This is a genomic window from Rhizobium sp. BK529 (assembly GCF_014194105.1).
GTDB lineage: Bacteria > Pseudomonadota > Alphaproteobacteria > Rhizobiales > Rhizobiaceae > Rhizobium.
On the sequence record NZ_JACIAU010000001.1, the window covers coordinates 2,428,314 to 2,447,618 of the forward strand.

Sequence of the window (19,305 nt, forward strand, 5' to 3'; positions counted from 1 at the left end):
TTGCCATGCTGACAATCTACGGAGTTTACCGCTCGCGTTCCGCACGCGTTTACTGGATGGTCGAGGAACTGGGGATCGAATTCCAGTCCGTGCCGGTGCTGCAGGCCAAACGGCTTGCCAATCCGCTATCGCCGAATGCGCCGATCAACACGCTCTCGCCGGATTTTCTAGCCATCAATCCTATGGCGATGATCCCTGCCATCAAGGATGGCGATCTCGTGATGAACGAGTCGCTGGCGATCAATCTCTATCTGGCGCGCAAATATGGCGGCGATCTCGGTGGAAAAACCGTCGAAGAAGACGGTTTGATGACGATGTGGACGATCTGGGCCGTTTCCGAGCTCGATTCAAACACCGGCAAAATCGTCTCGACCTATGACGATGGCAAGGAAAACACCGAAGCGGGACGCGCCGTGATCGATGTCGCGACCCGCACCATGAAACGGCCGCTTTCGGTTCTCGAAAAGCATCTCGACGGCAAGGACTGGATCGTCGGCGGACGTTTCACGGTCGCCGACCTTAACATCGCGGAAGTGCTCCGCTACGCCCAGAGCGAAGCGGCGCTGTTTGCGGCGCATCCGAATATCGATGCCTGGATCAAGCGTTGTCAGTCGCGTCCAGCCTATCTGGAAATGCAGCGCAAGCGCTCGCTGGAGCCGATCGAGGTCTGACGGCTCTAGCCGAAGATTGCAGCGGTTTCGGCCATTTCCTCGCGGATCCAGGTCTTGAAGTCGCGCACCTTCTTCGGTTCCCGACTGCCTTCAGCGGTCACGAAATAATAGCCGTCGCCGGTATTGGCGCGGATGCCGAAGGGCGCAACGAGCCTGCCCTCCTGCAGAGAAAAGCCGGCAAGCGTCTGCCAGGCGAGCATGACGCCCTGCCCAGCGATCGCCGCATCGAGGCAAAGCGAGGCATCGTTGAACACGTGCCGCACGGTGGGTGGCTGGCCTGAGAGGCCGGCTGCCTGGATCCAGACATCCCATGTGAACATGGCATGGGCATCGATGACGGCCGGCAGCTTGAGAATATCTGCCGGCTCCTTCAGTTTCGCAGCCATTTCGGGAGAGCAGACGGGAAATACCTCCTGTTCCAGGAGATGCTCGACTTTGACACCTGGCCACTGGCCCTTGCCGACGCGGATTGCGACATCGATATCGGAGGCGGCCAGATTGACGAGCTTGGTGGTCGCATCGAGACGCAGGTTGATTTCCGGATGGCGCTCCATGAAACGGTCCAGCCGGCAGACCAGCCAGCGGGCGGCGAGAACAGGCGCCACCGAAATGGTCAGGATGCATTCATCCTTGCGCTGCGCCATGGCAACGGCTTCCGAAAGGTGGAGGAAACCTTCGTTCAGAGCGGCAAGAACAGGCGCGCCCGCCTCCGTCACAAGCATGCCCTTCGGCGTGCGCTCGAAGAGCAACCGACCGAGTTGGGCTTCAGCCTTGATGACTTGCTGGCTGACGGCGCCGACGGAAACGCCAAGCTCATCCGCAGCCGCCTGAAGCGAGCCCAGCCGGCCGACCGCTTCCAGAGCGCGAAGGCCATTGAGATGCACGGAGTTGAGATTTCGCATATAGCTTTCCTATATCGTGGAACCGGTAATCTCAATTGAAAACCAATCGGTCTCCGCCGATATATTGATATCACAACAAGGCCACCCGCAGCCCAAGAAACCGCGAAAGTGGCCGACGCAGCTGAATCCCTGCGCTATAAGCCCTGATATCAGAAAGCGAGAGCAAGATGTCATTGCTGAAGTTTTTCTTGAGCCAAGCAACCCCCGGCAAGGTCGCTCAACGCAAATATGCCGAGGATGAAGATCTCTTCGATCATCCCGATATCGCCACGATGTCGCAGCGGGAGCTCGCGGACCTGCCGTTGCCGATACCTGCGCCAAGACGCTCGCCGCAAACGCAAACAGGCTCAGGATCTATCGGTTTGAATTGAGCTGTAGTTTTAAGGGCTGACGGCGTAAGGCCGGCATGTCCGCTCCGAGGTAATGCCGTCATACCCTTCACACAGCTTATGGCCCATCCTTCGTTGCCATCTCTTCTGGCGGAAGTCTGATTGCCGCACCCGTCAGGACATTGTTGAGTTCCTGTGCCATCCGCAGGTGTTCCAGTACCTTCGGAAGAAGAGCGGCGGCCAGTCGCTGCATGTCGGCATCCTCGCGCATGGAGATCTCCCATGAAAGCAGTTGCGCGGTTTTTTGATGGTCGACAATCTGGGATTTGACGTAGGCGGCGTCAAAGTCGTCTCCATTCAGCCTCTGAAGCCGGTCGCGCACGATTGAATGCTCCGCGTCGAGCTGGTCGGGGATAGGGATTTTGGCGGCGTCAGCTAAATCCTTCAGCTTCGCGTTGGCATCAGAATGATCCCGGACCATCATCTCGGCAAAGCGCCGCACGGCGTCTGCCTTCGCTTTTTCACCGCCCAGCTTTCCAAGTTCGACTTCTGCGAGGCCGCCCGCGGCCGCCAACTGTGCAAAGAGCCTGTCCTGGTTGTTGGTCTGATGTGGCGCAGGAACCCCTGGCCTCGACATACGGGTGTCGACGCCCATGCCGGCCGGATTGCCCATCTGTGCCGCCGCGGCGAGCGGAAGGACGCAGAGTGCGACGGATAGAATTGTGGTGCGGATTTTCATGGCCGTCTCCTATAGCGTCAGCATGTAAGCGACGAGGTCCTTCTTCTCCTGCTCTTCCAGCTTGGTGCTTAGAACGAGATTGAAGAACTCGACGGTGTCGGCGAGCGTCATCAGACGGCCGTCGTGCAGGTATGGCGGCGAGTCTTTGATGCCGCGCAGTGTGAAGGTCTTGATAGGGCCATCCGGGAGTGTGACGAAGTCGTTGAAGACCTGGCCGACCTTATAGAAACGCTCGAGCTTCAGATCGTGCATGTTGTTGTCCATGAACTCCGTCTGCGGCACGTGACATTCGGCACAGCGCCCCTTGCCCATAAAGATCTTTTCGCCTGCCAGCTCCTGCGGCGTGGCGAGTGAAGGATCAAGCCGATTGAACGGGTCGAGCTTGGGCGCTGGGGGGAAGTCGATAATATTTTGCATCTGCGCCATCATCGCGACCTGGTTCGTCCGATCCGGCAGGTTCGGGCCTTTGCGGGTGGCGCTGACGTGGTCGCCGTTAAAGTAGGCCGTCCGCTGTTCAAATTCACTGAAGTCTTCAACGGATCGCAAAGAGCGTTTTGATCCGTGGATCTGCTGGTTGAACAAGCCCCTGATGCTGGTGGTATCGAGACGGAAGCGATCCGCCTGCGGCCTTACATCCGGCGTCAGATGAAAGGCAGCGTTGGTGTGAAAATTCGAATGACAGTCAAGACAGGCGACACCGGTGCTCTGATCGGCCACCTTCCGGTCTTCGGTCTGGTTGAACTCCTCCTGGGGAAACGGCGTCAGTAGAAGGCGAAGCCCTTCCATCTGCACGGGCGTGACGATCCCGTTCATGATCTCGTAGAAATTCTTGATGGTGAGGAGCTGCCCTCGTGACACGTCACCGAGCTCCGGATGGGTCGTCAGGAAGATCGGCGGGGGGAACTCCGGCGTGAGATTGTCGGGTAGATCGAAATCGACGTCGAAGCGACGAAGATCTCGCATTTCCTGCGCGTGGATCTCGTCTATCTGTCGGTTTGGAAACACTTGGCCGCCAGTCGCCTGCTTGACGTGAGGCAGGGGCAGGAAGCCCTCAGGCAGAAGGTTTTTGTCTCTGATCTCGAGCGGCTTCATCGTCGCGAGATCTGCCCAGCTCGTGCCAGGGGCGAGTTTCACGCGGACGCCGTCCTGAACCGGCTTCATTCCGCCAGACATCATCACGCCTGCCATCGGCCTGTCGGAAAGGTCGTAGCGCCTTTCGAGAAGGTCGCGCTGGCGCTTCATGACCTCGGGCTTCTGCGCTTCGTCGATTTGACGAGCCTGCGAGAACGGCATCGTCGGCAACGGCCGATATGTCGTGTCGGGAGGCAGCGGATCGGAAAACGCTCCGACCGCAAAAATACAGACCCCTGCAGACAGAGATCCAGCAATGAGCGTCATCAAGATTCGTGAGTCGGACATGATTTCCCCCTGCGTCGAGCGCACGTCCAACTCTGAAGAATTCAAAATGTTCCCGTTAAGGTGTCATTGATCCAGTGCTGCAGGTTGAATCGAGCGACCAGAAATGAATTGCTTTGAAATTGTCTGCTCAAGCAGCCAGTTGGCGAGACAAAAGTCAGTCTGAAGCTGGAGAGTGCAGCTGAAGACGTGATAGATTTTTGGGGGAGACAATCGGGCGGACACCATGACCGAAAGCGTGGAAGGCATTCTGGCGCGACTGAAGCGGCTGGCGAAGGAGGCAGACCTGCCTGGCATCGAAGAAGGCACGTCCTACGGCAACCTTGCGCTGAAGGTCGGCGGCAAAAGTTTCGTCGCGGTCAAGAACGACGAAATGGTGGTGATCTCAATCCCGATCGATCACAAGGAACACCTGCTTACGATCGCGCCCGACATTTACTTTCAGACGAACCATTATGTCGGCTGGCCGCACCTGCCGGTTCGCATTGCCGCCATCGGCGACGATGAACTCAAGCAGCGGCTGATCGACGCCTGGACGTACCGGGCGCCGAAGAAGCTGATTTCCGCCTATCGGAGTTAAGCTTTTTCACGTGCCAGCGCGCGCTGAACCGCCGGACGCTCCAGCATGCGGGCATAATGTGCGTTCACCTTAGGGAAACGCGCGGGATCGACGCCATCGGATGGCAGCCAGCCGGTCATGACGAAAAGATAGGGATCGGCAACCGTATAGGCCTCGCCCATCACCCATGGCCCCTCAAACATCGTCGATTCGATCAGTTCGAAGCTTTCGGTCATGGTCTGCGGCACCTTGGCCTTCATGGATTCGAGCGCGGCCGCATCATCAGCCCAGCGGGAGCCGCGCGGACGATGCGCATGGTTCACATGCACTGTCGATGTGATGTACCCATTGAAAGCCTGCAAGCGGGCAAATTCAAAGGGATCGTCGAGCGGGGCGAGCTTTGCGGCTGGCGCTATCTGGGCAATGTAGGCGAGGATTGCCGGCGTCTCGGTCAGCACGCCGCGATCGGTGACGAGCGCCGGAACGCGGCCTTTCGGATTGATCTTCAGATAGGCTTCCGAGCGCTGCTCGTTCTCCCGCGTATTGACCTTTTTCGTGTCGAAGGAAAGGCCTGATTCCTCCAGCGTGATCAAGCTGGCTAGCGCGCAGGTCCCGGGTGAGAAATAGAGTGTGAGCATGGTGAGACTCCCCTTTCGGGGAGCCTTATAGCGCGAGCTGCATGGCCAACGGAAGACAAGGTCTCGTCATTCGCGTGGCCTTACACCCTTCACGCGCAACCCGGCACATCTTTCAGCCGATACCAGACCGGGATGCCGCGTTCTTTGGCGATGCGTACGTCATTATCGGCGCCCTTGGAGTCGCCCGGCAGGCGCAGCACGCCTTCGCAAAGCTGCAGCAGGCGACCGGCGACCGGATGGAAGATTTCCTCGTAGAGATCGTCACCGACCGACTTGCCGCCGGCAGAATGCCAGACCGGCAAGGCCACCCATTCGCCAATCATCGGTACATGACCTGCCTTGAAGAGCGCGTGCGACGGCTCCTCGAGACGTTTGAGATTGGCAGCCATCTTCACCGGGTCGTCGCCCGTTCCGGACCGATACGGCCCGGCAATCAAGATCAACATGATCGTCTCCATCAACTCCCGGCCTCATGCACGGGATTTCGTGAAAATGCACGATATTTCTTGAGTGTCGAGTCATTTCGTGCATATTCACGATATTTCGTAAATTTTCATGCAGAGATCCATCATGCTCACCAGCCAACGCAAAGCCGTCATCCTCGACATCCTGCGCCGTGACGGGCAGGTCATCGCCAAGCGGGTGGCTGAAGATTTCGAGCTGTCGGAGGATACGATCCGTCGCGATCTCCGGGAGATGGCGGCGGAAGGCCTGCTGAGGCGCGTCCATGGCGGCGCCCTGCCCCTTGTCCCCGACCTGCCTGATTTCACGGCCCGCCGCGATATCGCTTCCGATGTCAAGGCGCGGCTCGGCGCAAAAGCAGCCCAGATGGTGAAGGCCGGACAGATGGTATTTCTCGACGGCGGCACGACGACGGCGGAGGTGGCCCGACACCTACCGCGCAACATCCCTTTCACCATCGCCACCCACAGCCCGACGATCGCCGCGGAGCTGGAACATCACCCGACTGCCGAGGTGATCCTCTGCGGCGGCAAGCTTTACAAGCATTCCATGGTGGCAACGGGTGCCGTCGCGATGGCAGCGATTTCTGCGCTGCGGCCGGATATCTTCTTCCTCGGCGTGACGGCCGTCCATCCCATGCACGGATTTTCGACCGGGGATTTCGAGGAGGCGGCGATCAAGCGGCATATAGCCGGCCGTTCAGCAGAGACGCATGTGCTTTTGACGGCAGAGAAATTCGGCCTCGTTTCACCCTGTCCAGTGCTTGCGATAAGCGAGGTGGCAGGATTGATCGTGCCCGCGGAAATGCCTAGGGAAAGACTTCAGCCCTATGCCGAACTCAATGTCACAATTGCCGCAGCTTGACCGCTTCCGGCGCATGAGAGGAAAAGCCTTATTTTATAACTTGCATCCATAACGATGCACCGATCGAGGCAGCGATCAGGCGAAAGCCTCGGTCACCCTGATGTCGCCGACATGGATGCCGTTCCAGTTGCGCATCGATTTATTCGCCATAGCGGTCAGTGCGGTATGTTCCTCGCCGCCCGTCTCGAAGAAGCGGGCAAGCGTGGCAGCAACCATGGCTTCGGCCGCACGGGTGGTGCCGTCATCGCATTTCAATGCGATCCCAACGCCCTTTTCCGGAATGACAGCACAAAAAACGCCTTCCGCGCCGGTCTTGCAGAAGATGCGGCCGGGGGCGATCTGCATCAATGTCGTGCAGGCGCGGCCGGTGCCAGCCACATAGAAGGGTTCCGCCATACAGGCTTCGATCAGCCGGCGGGAGGCTTTCGCCCGCTCCGGACCGAGGCCGTTGCCGGTCGCCATCTTCGCAAACCCATGCGCGAGCGCTTTCAGCGGCACGGCATACGTCGGAATGGAGCAACCGTCTGTGCCGCAGACGTCGTGTCCAAGCGGAGCGCCCGTCAGGTTCTCCATGACATCGCGGATCTGCTGTTGCAGAGGGTGGTCGTAGCCGATGTAGCCCTTGCTATCGATACCCTGATGGCGGCAGGCGCAGATGAAGCCGGCATGCTTGCCGGAGCAATTGTTGTGAAGCGCTGTCGGCTTCTCCAGCGTGCGCGCCTGATGGATCAGCGTCTTCTGGTCCGAAGACCAGTGCGCGCCGCATTCCAGCGCTCCCACATCGTGGCCGGCCCTCGATAGCATGGAGGCGGCAAGCGCCACATGCTCGTATTCGCCGCTGTGGGACGAACAGGCAAGCGCCAGTTCCTTGTTGCCGAAGCCATAAGTATCGGCCGCGCCGCTTTCGACCAGCGGCAGCCCCTGCATCGCCTTGCAGGCCGAGCGCGGGAAGACGCCCGCATCGATATCACCGAGCGAAAAGGCGACACGGCCATCGCCATCCACAACCGCAACCGATCCGCGATGACGGCTTTCGATGAGCAAGCCGCGGGTGACTTCAACGAGGACGGGATTGGGCATGAGCAAGAATCCGGACTGTGGGCAGGAAGATCGAAGGCATAACCCCTCGCTCTTCGAAAGCCAATGGAATTTGCGATGGATGTCAGCTGATCACAGCATCTAAACAAGCATCACACGAAGTGACGGCAGGTGCGGCAAACTATCGTTTTCCGTGTGGGCGCGATGCAGCTAAAGGTGGGTTATCAGGACTCATTCTCATGCCATCTTCATTTTCTTCCATCATCCGCGATAGCCGTATTCGTATTCCAACCGTCACACTGGTGGCGCTCGCCTTCACCTATGCCTCGACAGTCCCCTACCAGTCGATCATCGGCATCAGCGAACTCGGCATGAGCGACGGTGCCTATTCGGCGCTGGTGTTCTTTGCCGCCGTCGTCAATGTCGCGGTCAGTCTGACGCTCGGCATATGGTCGGACAGGCTTAGGGAAAGGCGGCCTCTGGTGCTTGCGCTTTCGGTTGCCGGCATTTTCGGCTTTGGATCGATCGCCCTTATCCATAGTCCCGCCATCTTCATCTTTTCGGTGCTTTTCCTCGTGCCGATGAGCAATTCCACCTATTCGTTGCTCTTTGCCAGCGTGCGGGCGCGCACCAACCAGTTGGCCCGCAGTGAAGCGGTCGCCATTACCTCGACGGTGCGCGCACTTTATTCCGGCTCCTGGGCCGTGGCCCCTGGCCTGGTCGGGCTTGCGCTGGTGACATCGCCATCAATGACGCCGGCTTACGGAGTCGCGGCGGTGGCGAGCCTTATCTGCTTCTGCCTCTATTTCTTCTTCGCACCCGGCAACGGCCCGGTACGCGAGACGATCCCCGCCCAAGTGGGCTTTTTCGCCTCTTTAAAACGTGTCTTTGCGCCCGATGTTTTCATCCGCGTCTTCGTGATGTCGTTGCTGCTCGGCCTGCAGCGGCTGAACGGCATGGTTTCGCCGCTCATCATCGTGCATTCGATCGGCGGCAGTGTCGTCGATGTCGGCTTCCTGTCGGGCCTGACGGCCTTCCTCGAAATGCCCTTCATGATGATGTGGGGGCTCGTGCAGCGGCGCTTCCATACCGTACATGTGCTGGCTTTCGGCACTGTTCTCTACTGCCTCTATCTGGTGCTGCTCGGTTTCGCCACCGCACCCTGGCAGCTCTATGCGCTGCTCGGGCTCAATGCCTGCGGGGCGGCCGCGATCCTCAGCCTGCCAATCACCTACCTGCAAGATCTCATCGCCGACCGGCCTGGCCTCGGCAGTTCTTTGATCTCGCTCAATACCTTCATCGGCATCGGTGTCGCGGCAGGTTTATTCGCCCTGGGAACGGGATTCACGGATTATTCCGGCACGGCCTTTGTCGGCGCTGCCGTCGGCATCGTCACGATCGTGGTCCTGCTTTATCTGGAAACCAGCAGTCGGGTGCGTCAACCGGCCTAGATCTTCATTTTTCAATTCTGAAAACCGGACGCCGCTTTTCCGCGCGCTGCCCTATCTTGGCGTAATCCGATAGGCGCAACGCCGCGCCCCAAGCAGGATGTGTTCGCTGCGCTCGACATTGGCGACGAGCACTCCGCGAAAAGTTTCAAGCTCCGAACGACAGAAGCCGGCGCAGGCCGTCGCCGCCGCACAGATCGGGCAATGGTTCTCAACCAGCATCCACGAGCCGTCCTCTTCCTGCCAGCTATCCGCCATGTAGCCCTCACGGCTTCTGATGTCCGCCAATCTCCTGACACGGGCGGCGAGATCCGGCATGCCGGCAAGTTCATCGCGATAGCGCTTCAGCGTTTCATTTTCGCGGGCAGAGATCACGGTATCGAGCGCGGCGGGGCCGAGCTGCTCGACAACAGTCGTCAGCAGGGCCGCCGTCAGCTCCGCATGACCGTCCGGGAAATGGCTGTTTCCCTCGGCCGTCAGACGCCAGAGCTGGCTCGGTCGTCCCCTGCCCTTGGCGGCAACCGCGATGGCTTCGACCAGCCCCCCCTCCGCCATTTTGGCAAGTTGCTGCCGGGCGGCCTCGCCTGATATGCCGAGTGCATCGCCAACCGCAGCAGCGAGCTGCGGTCCCTCGGTTTTCAGAAGGATCAGGATGCGGTTGACGGGAGACTGGCGCATATTTTCCAAGCTATCCCTTGTTTTAATCCGAAGCCCGTGTAATTTTCCAATTCATAACTTGGAAAATAATCGTGGGTCAGGAAAAACGCAAGGATACCATTATGTCCGAGGCCGCATTGGAGCCACCCGGCTCGTCAACATCCGTGTTTCAGCTGTTTTCTCCCGCACTACTGCCGGCGACTCTGATGCTTGGCGGCGGCATGACGATCGCTGCCGTCGAAAGTTACATTACGGCGACGATTGCGCCGAGCATCGTGCGCGACGTCGGCGGGCTGGCGTTGTTTTCGCTGGTCACGACGCTCTACGTTGCCGCCACCATACTGGGTTCGATCTTCATGGCGATGCGGCCGAGAAGTATTGCGCTACGCAGCGTCTATGTCTTGGCGGCCGTGGTCTTTGGCGTCGGCAGCCTGCTTTGCGCGGCTGCACCGTCGATGCCAGTCGTGCTGATCGGACGAACGGTGCAAGGGTTCGGCACCGGCGCACTTGCCGCCCTCTGTTACGCCTTCATCCGCTTTGTCTATCCCGAACCGCTCTGGCCGAAGGCTTCGACCCTCTATGCGGCTATCTGGGGTGTTTCGACCGTGATAGGCCCGACGCTCGGCGGCTTCTTCGCGCATGACAGCGCCTGGCGTTATGCCTTTGCCGTGCTCGTTCCGCTCGGCGTGCTGATGGCACTGCTGGCGCCGCGGCTTTTGCCTCAGGCTGAGGACGACCGCGAACAGACGAAGATGCCTGTCGTGCAGATCTGCCTGCTGCTGGCGGCAGTGCTGCTCGTCAGCACGGCGGGCACTGTCGAGGCGATGACGGCGAAAATCGGATTGCTCGCCATCTCGGTCGTCGCCGTCGGCGCGACGCTCGTCATGGAACGCAAGGGAGATAACCGGCTGCTGCCATCTGGCGCGGTGACGCTCGGTCAGCCGATCTCGCGAGTGTATCTGACGATGCTCGGCCTGAACTTCGTGCTCGTGAGCGATATTTTCATTCCTTATTTCCTGCAGGTCCTGCATGGGGTGACACCGCTGATCTCAGGCTATCTGGTGGCACTTGTCGCGCTCGGATGGACGGTGGCGGCCTTCTTCAGCGCTTCCTTTTCCGGCCGGAAAGCCAATGCAGCCATTGTCGCGGGCTGTGTGACAGAGGCCGTTGCGACAGCTGTTCTCGCCATCTTCCTTGCCCGCGAGAACCCGGAGGCGAATCTTGCCATCCTCGTGCCGGCGGCGATCGCCATGTTCATGATGGGCTTTGGCGTCGGCCTTGGCTGGGCTCATCTCGTCGCCAAGGTTCTGAAGCTGGTTGCCGACAACGAGCAGGACAAGGCATCAGCAGCCATCCCTACCATAAGTTCGCTCGGAAGTGCTTTTGGCGCCGCCTTTGCCGGTGTCATCGCCAATGGCACCGGCCTGGTGGAACCGGGCGGCATAACCGGCGCGCTGTCGGCGGCGAGCTGGCTCTATCTGATCATGGCCTTGCCCGGACTGATTGCGACAGGCGCAGCGCTGTCCCTCAGGCGAACTTCAGCATAATCTTGCCGATGTGGTTGCTGCTTTCCATCAGGCGGTGGGCGGCGGCCACATCCTCGAAGGCGAAGGTTTCGTAGATGACGGGGGCGACCGTTCCGGCCTCCAGAAGCGGCCAGACCTCGGAGAGAAGATCGTCACGGATCGCCCGCTTCTCCTCCGCGGTGCGCGGCCGCATGGTGGAACCTGTCACGGTCAGGCGCTTGACCATGATCGGCGCTAGGTTGACCTTCTCGGCAACCGCGCCCTGCAGGAATGCGATGATCGAGACGCAGCCATCCTTCGCCAGCGAGGCGATGTTCTTTTCGAAATAAGCTGCGCCGATCATGTCGAGAATGATATCGACACCCTGGCCGGTCTCTTCCTTGATGACCGCAGCGAAATCTTCTTCTCGGTAATTGATGGCGCGCTTGGCGCCGAGCTTCTCACAGGCCTCGCATTTCTCCTTCGAGCCGGCGGTCGCATAGACCTCGGCGCCGAAAGCTCGGGCAAGCTGGATGGCAGTCGTGCCGATGCCGCTAGAGCCGCCGTGGATCAGCACTTTCTCGCCTTCCGTCAGGCCTGCCATCTGAAAGAGATTCGCCCAGACGGTGAAGAAGGTTTCGGGAAGAGCCGCCGCCCTCACCGCATCGTAACCGCTTGGAAATGGCAGCGCCTGGCCGGCCGGCAGGAGGCAATATTCGGCATAGGCACCGCCATTGGCGAGGCCGCAGACCTTGTCGCCGATCGAATAGCCGATCACGCCGGGGCCGATCGCGACGACTTCACCGGCGAGCTCGAGGCCGAGAATGGGGCTCGCATCCTTCGGCGGCGGATAGCTACCCTGACGCTGGGAAATGTCGGGACGGTTGACGCCGACAGCTTCGGTGCGAACGAGAATCTGGCCTTCACCAAGAACCGGCAGCGGCCCGTTGGCAACGACCATGGCCTCCGGTCCGCCGAAAGATGGCAGATCGACAAAACGCATATGCGACGGCAACGACATGACCCGGCTCTCCCTATTCCGAAGCTTTGGAGATAAATCAGGGTCCGGGGCTTGGGAAGGCCGGAAGTAACAGAGGCGTCAATTCGCCTCGCCTAACGCATGAAAAACGAGACCTTCCTCGTTTTCCTTCGCGGCAGACTTCACGTGCGCTATCTCGGCGCTGACGCGATTGATATCGTCGATAACGAGACCCTCGGGCAGTTCGAGAACGCCTATCGAACAGCGCATAAGCGGGAAAAAGGCCTCAGCGCCCGAACGATCGTGACCGCGGATACGGCCGGCAGCGCGGTCCTCGTCCGTATAGAGATCGACCACGTCATCATGGAAATCGCTGATGAGGCGATCGAGGATTTCCGTCAGTTCCTCCTTCGTCCAGCCGACGACACCGACAAAGAAATCGTCGCCGCCGACATGGCCGAGGAAGTGGCGCTCGGCGAAGAAGTAGCGGCGCATCAGCGCGGCGAAGAGCGAGATCGCATGGTCGCCGAGATGGAAGCCGTAAGCATCGTTGAAGGGCTTGAAGTTGTCGAAGTCGCAATAGCAGAAATGACGCACTTCATCGCCATCGCGGCCGGAGTGGCGCATGAAATCTCTGATAGCACGATTGCCCGGCAGACCAGTCAGCGGGTTCTGATCCTGCGCCGTCTTCAACTGCTTCTCGTTGATGACCTTGATGAGCGAAGCAGCGGAAACAACACCGGCATAACGCATGTTGTCGGTTAGGATCAGGCAGTTGCTGCCTTCCATATTGGCGAAGATCGCCATGAGCTGATCGGCATCGCTGTCAAGGCCGACGATCGGCGCCCGCTCGACGAAATGCGAAATGGTGCGTTCGTAGACCTTGTTCTTCAGAAGGTCGCGGCCGAAAGGCTGATAGATATATTCCTTGAGGTGGTGCTCGTGGATAATGCCGCGCGGCTCACCGTTGGCGTTCAGAACCGGGAAATAGGCCTGGCGCGGGTTGCGGCGGAAGAGCTCGAAGACCGTATCGATGCCGTCGCTTTCATAGACGGTCGGCAGCATTTCGATCTGCTTGCGGATCAGGATTTCGTCGAGCGACTGATTGTTGCCCTTGTTCTTGCCGAGTTCCTGCAGATGCGGGAAAGACGGTACAAGTTCCGAAAGGTGCGTCGACGGGCGGGAGATGAACCAGCCCTGCACGAGATCGACGCCATAATCGCGGCAGACGATGAATTCGGCTTCGGTCTCGATACCCTCGGCAATGACACGAGTGCCGAGAACGTGAGCCATATTGACGATGCTCTTCAGCAGGTGGCGCTTACGCGGGCTGCGATCGATGGCGGCGACGAAGTGACGGTCGATCTTCAGGTAGTCGACGGAGTAATCGCAGAGCAGCTTCATCTCGCCGTGACCGACGCCGAAATCGTCGATCGCCAGCTTGAAGCCGGCCTTGCGCAGACGCAGGACGAGTTCGGCAAACTCTGGCACGCTGGTGTTGTCGAAGCGTTCGGAGAATTCGAAGCAGACTGAGGACGGCGGGATATTCGCGGTCTTCAGCTGCAGCAGCAGGTTCTCGACAAGGCGATTGCCATACGGGATGAGACGGACGTCGAGATTGAGGAACAGCGTCGCAGTCGCGAAATTCGAGAGCGTGGCGAATTTGGCGAGCGCGCGGTTGGCGACCATCTGCTCGAGCTGCAGAAGCTGCCCGTGCTCATAGGCTTCGTCTAGGATTTCGACCGGCGTTTCGAAACCGATGCGATCCTGCCCGCGCATGAGAGATTCATAACCGAAAACCGTGCCGGTCCCGGCTTCTACGATCGGCTGAAATGCATTTTCGATGACCAGTTTGGCAAGGGTGACGATCTGATCGCTGGCATAACGACGCACGACACCCGGTTCGACGCTGGCAGCCAAAGACATGCCAATCTCCACTGTGACCTTTTCTTTTTCGGCCGGACAATGGAGTAGAAGGGTCAACGAACCCTTTCGTCAGTGTGAAACTTTTGTGAAAGGCGCAAGCCGTCATACGCGCTTGGCGATCATTAGATTTTCATTTGCAATCAAAGACTTACTCAGGCGGAGCGGCGGTGTTCCGCTTCATGATCGGCGAACATATCGGCCACGCATCTGCTGCCGCGCGGAGCACTTTCCTCGACTAAAAGGTCGTGGCGGCATTCGCCCGATTTCCGGGCGGCATCCCAAAGGCGCAGTGCCTCGCGCACGACCTCGCTGCTCGATGCATATCCGCCTTGATCGACAGCATCGCGGATGCCTGCTGCCTGGAGCGGTGAGATGGAAACGGTGACCATCGGCATGGAATTCTCCTCCCATTCTATTTCGGCAGAGACTGCCTACGGGGGTCGATTTTCGGCTTTCTTGGACGACGTGCGCCCCTGCCGAAGTGCCTCAGCACAGGAGGCAGCCCTTCTTCGGGGCCGGCCTTCGATGGCGGAATTTTAGTACCCCGTCACTCTCTTGTCAAAGAAACGACCAACCGGCCGCCGCGCTCCACGGTCTCAAGACCGGATACCCAGGCCGAAGGCAAGCATTGTCCAGCCCTGAACGATGAGGTCGATCGCCAGGAAAAGGCCGAGGATCCACAGGCTGTTGACCGGCCAACCGAGCGCAATCACGAAGCCTGCGAGAGTGGTGATGACGCCGCTTGTGACGATCCAGCCCCAGCCCTTGAGCGGCCGCGTGCGCATACCGACGAAGAGACGGAAAATGCCAGCCACGAGCAGGGCGATCGCCAAAAGCAGCGTCAGCAGGGCCGAGGTGAGGATGGGGTTGATGAAGGCGCAGATGCCGGCAAGCACATAGAGCACGCCGCTCAACGCCCAGAAGAGCACATGATCCCAGCTGCGTACCTGGAAGGCGTGGATGAGATAGATGACACCGCCTGCCAGCATCAGCATGCCGACGTAAAAGACCGAAGCGACGGTCGCGACCAGCAGATTGCCGAGAGCAATGAGGCCACAGATCAGAAGCAGCAGGCCGAGACCGACGAACCACAGCCATTTCGACCGCAGCGACGAGGATGTGGGCATTTCGTTAAATATGCTAGCCATCGGCGCACCTCCTGATGTTGGAGATATGCTGCAACAATTTTGCATGGAAAGAGGTGATTCAAGTCAACCGGACGAAAGATTTTTATTGATTGATCAGTCAATCAAAAATACGCTTCCGATGTTCTCGGAGGACAGAATATGCCGAAGGTCGGGATGGAACCGGTGCGTCGCAAGGCGCTTGTGGATGCGGCACTACGTGTAATCGGCGATCACGGTTCGCTGACCGTTACCATGTCCGACATCGCCCGACAGGCCGGAGTGTCGCCTGCTCTCGCGCATCATTATTTCGGCAGCAAGGAACAGCTGCTGATCGAAACCATCCGCTTCCTTCTAAGACAATTGCGCAACGACGCGGTGACGGCGCTGAAGCTGGCGGCAACGCCGCGCGAACGGATTTCCGCTATCATCCGTGTCAGCTTCCATGCCGATCAATTCGCGCCGCAGACGATTGCCGCATGGCTCGCCTTTTATGCCGAAGCGCAGCGATCCGAAGAGACGCGCCGCTTTCTCCTCATCTATGCACGACGCCTGCGCTCCAACCTGCTTGCGTCCCTCAAGGCGCTCTGCCCTTCCGATGCCGCAGAACGCATCGCCGAGGGCGCAGCCGCGATGATCGACGGGCTCTATATCCGCCAAAGTCTGAAATCGGCGCCGATCGGCATTATGGCCTCGATTGCGCTGACTGAGGACTATGTAGCGACACAGCTTGCCCGCATCGGGGCATGAACCACCATGACATCAAGCCAGGGACCAGCGACATGAAAGCCCAGCCGAAAGCATCGCACTTCATCGACGGGGAATATGTCGAGGATGAAGGCGGCACCGTCATCGAAAGCATTTATCCGGCAACCGGCGAAGTGATCGCCCGGCTCCATGCCGCAACGCCCGCCATCATTGAGAAGGCGATTGCCGCAGCCAAGCGCGCGCAGCCGGAATGGGCAGCGATGAGCCCGATGGCGCGCGGGCGCATCCTGAAGCGCGCGGCCGAGATCATGCGCGAGCGCAACCGCGAGCTTTCGGAGCTGGAAACGCTCGACACCGGCAAGCCGATCCAGGAAACGATCGTGGCCGACCCGACCTCGGGCGCCGACGCCTTCGAATTCTTCGGCGGTGTCGCCCCGGCCGGACTGAACGGCTCGCATATTCCGCTCGGCCAGGATTTTGCCTATACGAAGCGCGTACCGCTCGGTGTCTGCGTCGGCATCGGCGCCTGGAACTACCCGCAGCAGATCGCCTGCTGGAAGGGCGCGCCGGCGCTGGTCGCCGGCAATGCCATGGTCTTCAAGCCCTCGGAAACCACGCCGCTCGGCGCGTTGAAGATTGCCGAGATCCTGCATGAGGCCGGCCTGCCGAAGGGGCTTTACAATGTCATCCAGGGTGACCGGGACACCGGGCCACTGCTTGTCAACCATCCTGACGTCGCCAAGGTGTCGCTGACAGGCTCGGTTCCAACCGGCCGCAAGGTGGCTGCCGCAGCAGCAGGACAGCTGAAGCATGTGACGATGGAACTCGGCGGCAAGTCGCCGCTGATCGTCTTCAACGATGCCGATCTCGACAGTGCTGTCGGCGGCGCCATGCTCGGCAATTTCTATTCGACCGGCCAGGTCTGCTCCAATGGCACGCGTGTCTTCGTGCAGAAGACGATCAAGAGCGAATTCCTGAAGCGACTGAAGGCGCGCACCGAGGCCATCGTTATCGGCGATCCGATGGACGAAGCAAGCCAGCTCGGGCCGATGGTCTCCTGGGTGCAGCGCGAGAAGGTGCTCGCCTATATCGAGAAGGGCAAGGCCGAAGGCGCAACGCTGGTAACAGGCGGCGGCATCCCAAACCACGTGACGGGAGAAGGCTATTACGTGCAACCGACCGTCTTTGCCGACGTGACCGACAACATGACGATTGCCCGGGAGGAGATCTTCGGACCGGTCATGTGCGTGCTCGATTTCGATGACGAAGCCGAAGTCGTCAAACGCGCCAATACGACGGAATTCGGCCTTTCGGGCGGCGTCTTCACCGCCGATCTCACTCGCGCGCATCGCGTCGTCGACCAGCTCGACGCCGGCACGCTCTGGATCAATACATACAACCTTTGCCCGGTAGAGATCCCGTTCGGCGGTTCCAAGCAATCCGGTTTCGGGCGGGAGAATTCGCTGGCAGCGCTCGAACACTATAGCGAGCTGAAGACGGTCTATGTCGGCATGGGACCGGTTGTGGCGCCTTACTGACCTCATCAAAACCAACGCATCCGTTGCACACGACAATCCAAAGGGAACAGCATGCAACAGGCAGATTTCGTCATCGTCGGCTCCGGCTCGGCAGGCTCGGCGTTGGCCTACCGGCTTTCGGAAGACGGCAAGAACACAGTCATCGTCATCGAGGCAGGCGGCTCCGATTTCGGGCCATTCATTCAGATGCCGGCGGCGCTCGCCTGGCCGATGAGCATGAAGCGCTACAACTGGGGTTATCTTTCCGAGCCGGAACCGAACCTCAACAACCGGCGCATCACTGCACCCCGCGGCAAAGTTATCGGCGGCTCCTCCTCCATCAACGGCATGGTCTACGTGCGCGGCCATGCCGAAGACTTTAACCGATGGGAAGAGCTTGGCGCGCGTGGCTGGGCCTATGCTGATGTGCTGCCCTATTTCAAGCGCATGGAGAATTCCAAGGGCGGCGAGGAAGGGTGGCGCGGAACGGACGGGCCGCTGCATGTGCAGCGTGGCGTGGTAAAGAACCCACTCTTCCGTGCCTTCATAGAGGCCGGGAAGGAGGCGGGTTTCGAGACGACAGAGGATTATAACGGCTCGAAGCAGGAAGGCTTCGGTCTAATGGAACAGACCATCCATCATGGCCGGCGTTGGTCGGCGGCAAATGCCTATCTGAAGCCGGCGTTGAAGCGTCCCAACGTTGAACTCATCCGTGGTTTTGCCCGCAGGATCGTCATCGAGAACGGGCGCGCGACGGGCGTTGAAATCGAGCGCGGTGGTACAACGGAGATCGTCAAAGCCAACCGCGAGGTGATCGTCTCGGCCTCCGCCTTCAACTCGCCGAAGCTTTTGATGCTATCAGGCATCGGCCGCGGTCAGCATCTGCAGGATATGGGCATCGCGGTGATGGTCGACCGGCCCGGCGTCGGCGCCAATCTTCAGGACCATATGGAGTTCTATTTCCAACAGGTTTCGACAAAGCCGGTATCGCTTTATTCCTGGCTGCCCTGGTTCTGGCAGGGTGTCGCCGGCGCTCAGTGGCTGCTCTCCAAGGGTGGGCTTGGCGCCTCCAACCAGTTCGAAGCCTGCGCCTTTTTGCGTTCCGCCCCGGGGCTCAAGCAGCCGGATATTCAATATCACTTCCTGCCGGTGGCCATCAGCTATGACGGCAAGGCGGCAGCCAATACACACGGCTTTCAGGTGCATGTCGGCTACAATCTTTCGAAATCGCGTGGAAACGTGACGCTGCGCTCGGCCGATCCGAAGGCCGACCCGGTACTGCGCTTCAACTATATGAACCATGCCGAAGACTGGGAGAAGTTCCGTCATTGCGTGCGTCTGACCCGCGAGATCTTCGGCCAGAGGGCCTTCGACCATTATCGCGGCCCGGAAATCCAGCCGGGCGAGAAGGTCCAGACAGACGATCAGATCGACGCCTTCCTGCGCGAGCATCTGGAGAGCGCCTATCACCCCTGCGGCACCTGCCGGATGGGCGCCAAGGACGATCCGATGGCTGTCGTCGATCCCGATACGCGCGTGATCGGCGTCGATGGCCTGCGTGTGGCCGACAGCTCCATCTTCCCGCACGTCACCTACGGCAACCTCAACGGCCCGTCGATCATGACGGGCGAGAAGGCCGCAGATCATATTCTCGGCAAGCAGCTGTTGGCGCGCTCCAATCAGGAACCCTGGAGCAATCCGCGGGCTGCAGTGAGCGACCGGTAGGGCCGCACAAAAAACTGGACAGCGTGTCACAAATGGCCACCTCATCTCGTCCAGCCTTCTCGAACAGACAAGGTGAAGGAGATGGCAATGGCGAAGCT

At 59.7% G+C, this 19,305-nt stretch carries 20 protein-coding genes; 9 read left to right on the forward strand and 11 right to left on the reverse strand.

Features of this window, described 5'->3' with window-relative positions; all coding sequences use genetic code 11:
- The first annotated feature begins 5 nt into the window (after positions 1-5).
- Positions 6-671, forward strand: a complete 666-nt coding sequence (locus FHX08_RS12340; RefSeq protein WP_132652188.1) for a glutathione S-transferase family protein — start codon at positions 6-8, stop codon at positions 669-671.
- Between the two features lie 5 nt (positions 672-676).
- Here FHX08_RS12340 and FHX08_RS12345 read toward each other — a convergent pair whose 3' ends face one another.
- Positions 677-1,573, reverse strand: coding sequence for a LysR substrate-binding domain-containing protein (locus tag FHX08_RS12345; RefSeq protein WP_132652189.1), 897 nt, complete (start codon positions 1,571-1,573; stop codon positions 677-679).
- A 167-nt stretch (positions 1,574-1,740) separates the two neighbouring features.
- Here FHX08_RS12345 and FHX08_RS12350 point away from each other — a divergent pair, with 167 nt between their 5' ends.
- Positions 1,741-1,944: a hypothetical protein gene (locus tag FHX08_RS12350; protein WP_132652191.1), complete on the forward strand. Its 204-nt coding sequence runs from the start codon at positions 1,741-1,743 to the stop codon at positions 1,942-1,944.
- 76 nt (positions 1,945-2,020) lie between these two features.
- Here FHX08_RS12350 and FHX08_RS12355 read toward each other — a convergent pair whose 3' ends face one another.
- Together FHX08_RS12355 and FHX08_RS12360 are read right to left on the reverse strand one after the other, a co-directional pair.
- On the reverse strand, positions 2,021-2,641 hold the full coding sequence (locus FHX08_RS12355; protein ID WP_184327210.1) for a DUF4142 domain-containing protein: 621 nt from the start codon (positions 2,639-2,641) through the stop codon (positions 2,021-2,023).
- A 9-nt stretch (positions 2,642-2,650) separates the two neighbouring features.
- On the reverse strand, positions 2,651-4,039 hold the full coding sequence (locus FHX08_RS12360; protein WP_132653201.1) for a cytochrome B6: 1,389 nt from the start codon (positions 4,037-4,039) through the stop codon (positions 2,651-2,653).
- Between the two features lie 244 nt (positions 4,040-4,283).
- Here FHX08_RS12360 and FHX08_RS12365 point away from each other — a divergent pair, with 244 nt between their 5' ends.
- Positions 4,284-4,637 carry an MmcQ/YjbR family DNA-binding protein gene (locus tag FHX08_RS12365; protein WP_132652194.1) on the forward strand — a complete coding sequence of 118 codons (354 nt, stop codon included), beginning with the start codon at positions 4,284-4,286 and terminating at the stop codon, positions 4,635-4,637.
- Here the strand turns inward: FHX08_RS12365 and FHX08_RS12370 are convergent.
- Both FHX08_RS12370 and FHX08_RS12375 read right to left on the reverse strand, forming a co-directional pair.
- Positions 4,634-5,254 carry a glutathione S-transferase family protein gene (locus FHX08_RS12370; protein WP_132652196.1) on the reverse strand — a complete coding sequence of 207 codons (621 nt, stop codon included), beginning with the start codon at positions 5,252-5,254 and terminating at the stop codon, positions 4,634-4,636. The genes FHX08_RS12365 and FHX08_RS12370 overlap by 4 nt on opposite strands.
- An 89-nt stretch (positions 5,255-5,343) precedes the next feature.
- The gene (locus FHX08_RS12375; RefSeq protein ID WP_132652197.1) at positions 5,344-5,700 is read right to left on the reverse strand and encodes a DUF4406 domain-containing protein; all 357 of its coding nucleotides are present in this window, start codon (positions 5,698-5,700) and stop codon (positions 5,344-5,346) included.
- 124 nt (positions 5,701-5,824) lie between these two features.
- Here FHX08_RS12375 and FHX08_RS12380 point away from each other — a divergent pair, with 124 nt between their 5' ends.
- On the forward strand, positions 5,825-6,580 hold the full coding sequence (locus tag FHX08_RS12380; RefSeq protein WP_132652199.1) for a DeoR/GlpR family DNA-binding transcription regulator: 756 nt from the start codon (positions 5,825-5,827) through the stop codon (positions 6,578-6,580).
- 75 nt (positions 6,581-6,655) lie between these two features.
- Here FHX08_RS12380 and FHX08_RS12385 read toward each other — a convergent pair whose 3' ends face one another.
- Positions 6,656-7,660, reverse strand: a complete 1,005-nt coding sequence (locus FHX08_RS12385) for an asparaginase (RefSeq protein ID WP_132652200.1) — start codon at positions 7,658-7,660, stop codon at positions 6,656-6,658.
- A gap of 197 nt (positions 7,661-7,857) precedes the next feature.
- Here FHX08_RS12385 and FHX08_RS12390 point away from each other — a divergent pair, with 197 nt between their 5' ends.
- Positions 7,858-9,069: an MFS transporter gene (locus FHX08_RS12390; protein ID WP_132652202.1), complete on the forward strand. Its 1,212-nt coding sequence runs from the start codon at positions 7,858-7,860 to the stop codon at positions 9,067-9,069.
- A gap of 51 nt (positions 9,070-9,120) precedes the next feature.
- On the opposite strand, the gene FHX08_RS12395 is transcribed toward FHX08_RS12390, so the two are convergent.
- Positions 9,121-9,744 carry a helix-turn-helix transcriptional regulator gene (locus FHX08_RS12395; protein WP_132652204.1) on the reverse strand — a complete coding sequence of 208 codons (624 nt, stop codon included), beginning with the start codon at positions 9,742-9,744 and terminating at the stop codon, positions 9,121-9,123.
- Between the two features lie 101 nt (positions 9,745-9,845).
- On the opposite strand from FHX08_RS12395, the gene FHX08_RS12400 reads away from it, so the two are divergent.
- A complete protein-coding gene (locus tag FHX08_RS12400; RefSeq protein ID WP_132652206.1) occupies positions 9,846-11,270 on the forward strand; it encodes an MFS transporter in 1,425 nt (474 codons plus the stop codon).
- On the opposite strand, the gene FHX08_RS12405 is transcribed toward FHX08_RS12400, so the two are convergent.
- The 4 genes from FHX08_RS12405 to FHX08_RS12420 all read right to left on the reverse strand — a co-directional run bounded on the left by FHX08_RS12405 (position 11,251) and on the right by FHX08_RS12420 (position 15,281).
- Entirely contained in the window at positions 11,251-12,249 is a 999-nt protein-coding gene (locus tag FHX08_RS12405) for an NAD(P)H-quinone oxidoreductase (protein WP_184327211.1), read from the reverse strand. The two genes, FHX08_RS12400 and FHX08_RS12405, sit on opposite strands and share 20 nt — an antisense overlap.
- A 78-nt stretch (positions 12,250-12,327) precedes the next feature.
- Positions 12,328-14,133, reverse strand: a complete 1,806-nt coding sequence (locus tag FHX08_RS12410) for a GGDEF domain-containing protein (RefSeq protein ID WP_210288195.1) — start codon at positions 14,131-14,133, stop codon at positions 12,328-12,330.
- A gap of 152 nt (positions 14,134-14,285) precedes the next feature.
- A complete protein-coding gene (locus FHX08_RS12415; protein WP_132652210.1) occupies positions 14,286-14,528 on the reverse strand; it encodes a type II toxin-antitoxin system ParD family antitoxin in 243 nt (80 codons plus the stop codon).
- 201 nt (positions 14,529-14,729) lie between these two features.
- Positions 14,730-15,281 carry an HdeD family acid-resistance protein gene (locus FHX08_RS12420; protein WP_132652212.1) on the reverse strand — a complete coding sequence of 184 codons (552 nt, stop codon included), beginning with the start codon at positions 15,279-15,281 and terminating at the stop codon, positions 14,730-14,732.
- 138 nt (positions 15,282-15,419) lie between these two features.
- On the opposite strand from FHX08_RS12420, the gene betI reads away from it, so the two are divergent.
- Genes betI through betA form a run of 3 tightly spaced genes read left to right on the forward strand, consistent with a single transcriptional unit; the run spans position 15,420 to position 19,207 of the window.
- Complete coding sequence (gene betI, locus FHX08_RS12425; RefSeq protein ID WP_132652213.1) at positions 15,420-16,007, forward strand: transcriptional regulator BetI; 588 nt, start codon at positions 15,420-15,422, stop codon at positions 16,005-16,007.
- Positions 16,008-16,039: 32 nt separating this feature from the next.
- Entirely contained in the window at positions 16,040-17,503 is a 1,464-nt protein-coding gene (gene betB / locus FHX08_RS12430; RefSeq protein ID WP_132652215.1) for a betaine-aldehyde dehydrogenase, read from the forward strand.
- Between the two features lie 51 nt (positions 17,504-17,554).
- On the forward strand, positions 17,555-19,207 hold the full coding sequence (gene betA, locus FHX08_RS12435) for a choline dehydrogenase (protein WP_132652217.1): 1,653 nt from the start codon (positions 17,555-17,557) through the stop codon (positions 19,205-19,207).
- Positions 19,208-19,305 lie beyond the last annotated feature (98 nt).

Excerpts from the sequence above, each read along its gene's own strand:
- FHX08_RS12340 (WP_132652188.1), top strand. The coding sequence starts at position 6 with ATGCTGACAATCTACGGAGTTTACCGCTCGCGTTCCGCACGCGTTTAC.
- FHX08_RS12345 (WP_132652189.1), bottom strand. The coding sequence starts at position 1,573 with ATGCGAAATCTCAACTCCGTGCATCTCAATGGCCTTCGCGCTCTGGAA.
- FHX08_RS12350 (WP_132652191.1), top strand. The coding sequence starts at position 1,741 with ATGTCATTGCTGAAGTTTTTCTTGAGCCAAGCAACCCCCGGCAAGGTC.
- FHX08_RS12355 (WP_184327210.1), bottom strand. The coding sequence starts at position 2,641 with ATGAAAATCCGCACCACAATTCTATCCGTCGCACTCTGCGTCCTTCCG.
- FHX08_RS12360 (WP_132653201.1), bottom strand. The coding sequence starts at position 4,039 with ATGACGCTCATTGCTGGATCTCTGTCTGCAGGGGTCTGTATTTTTGCG.
- FHX08_RS12365 (WP_132652194.1), top strand. The coding sequence starts at position 4,284 with ATGACCGAAAGCGTGGAAGGCATTCTGGCGCGACTGAAGCGGCTGGCG.
- FHX08_RS12370 (WP_132652196.1), bottom strand. The coding sequence starts at position 5,254 with ATGCTCACACTCTATTTCTCACCCGGGACCTGCGCGCTAGCCAGCTTG.
- FHX08_RS12375 (WP_132652197.1), bottom strand. The coding sequence starts at position 5,700 with ATGTTGATCTTGATTGCCGGGCCGTATCGGTCCGGAACGGGCGACGAC.
- FHX08_RS12380 (WP_132652199.1), top strand. The coding sequence starts at position 5,825 with ATGCTCACCAGCCAACGCAAAGCCGTCATCCTCGACATCCTGCGCCGT.
- FHX08_RS12385 (WP_132652200.1), bottom strand. The coding sequence starts at position 7,660 with ATGCCCAATCCCGTCCTCGTTGAAGTCACCCGCGGCTTGCTCATCGAA.
- FHX08_RS12390 (WP_132652202.1), top strand. The coding sequence starts at position 7,858 with ATGCCATCTTCATTTTCTTCCATCATCCGCGATAGCCGTATTCGTATT.
- FHX08_RS12395 (WP_132652204.1), bottom strand. The coding sequence starts at position 9,744 with ATGCGCCAGTCTCCCGTCAACCGCATCCTGATCCTTCTGAAAACCGAG.
- FHX08_RS12400 (WP_132652206.1), top strand. The coding sequence starts at position 9,846 with ATGTCCGAGGCCGCATTGGAGCCACCCGGCTCGTCAACATCCGTGTTT.
- FHX08_RS12405 (WP_184327211.1), bottom strand. The coding sequence starts at position 12,249 with ATGTCGTTGCCGTCGCATATGCGTTTTGTCGATCTGCCATCTTTCGGC.
- FHX08_RS12410 (WP_210288195.1), bottom strand. The coding sequence starts at position 14,133 with ATGTCTTTGGCTGCCAGCGTCGAACCGGGTGTCGTGCGTCGTTATGCC.
- FHX08_RS12415 (WP_132652210.1), bottom strand. The coding sequence starts at position 14,528 with ATGCCGATGGTCACCGTTTCCATCTCACCGCTCCAGGCAGCAGGCATC.
- FHX08_RS12420 (WP_132652212.1), bottom strand. The coding sequence starts at position 15,281 with ATGGCTAGCATATTTAACGAAATGCCCACATCCTCGTCGCTGCGGTCG.
- betI (WP_132652213.1), top strand. The coding sequence starts at position 15,420 with ATGCCGAAGGTCGGGATGGAACCGGTGCGTCGCAAGGCGCTTGTGGAT.
- betB (WP_132652215.1), top strand. The coding sequence starts at position 16,040 with ATGAAAGCCCAGCCGAAAGCATCGCACTTCATCGACGGGGAATATGTC.
- betA (WP_132652217.1), top strand. The coding sequence starts at position 17,555 with ATGCAACAGGCAGATTTCGTCATCGTCGGCTCCGGCTCGGCAGGCTCG.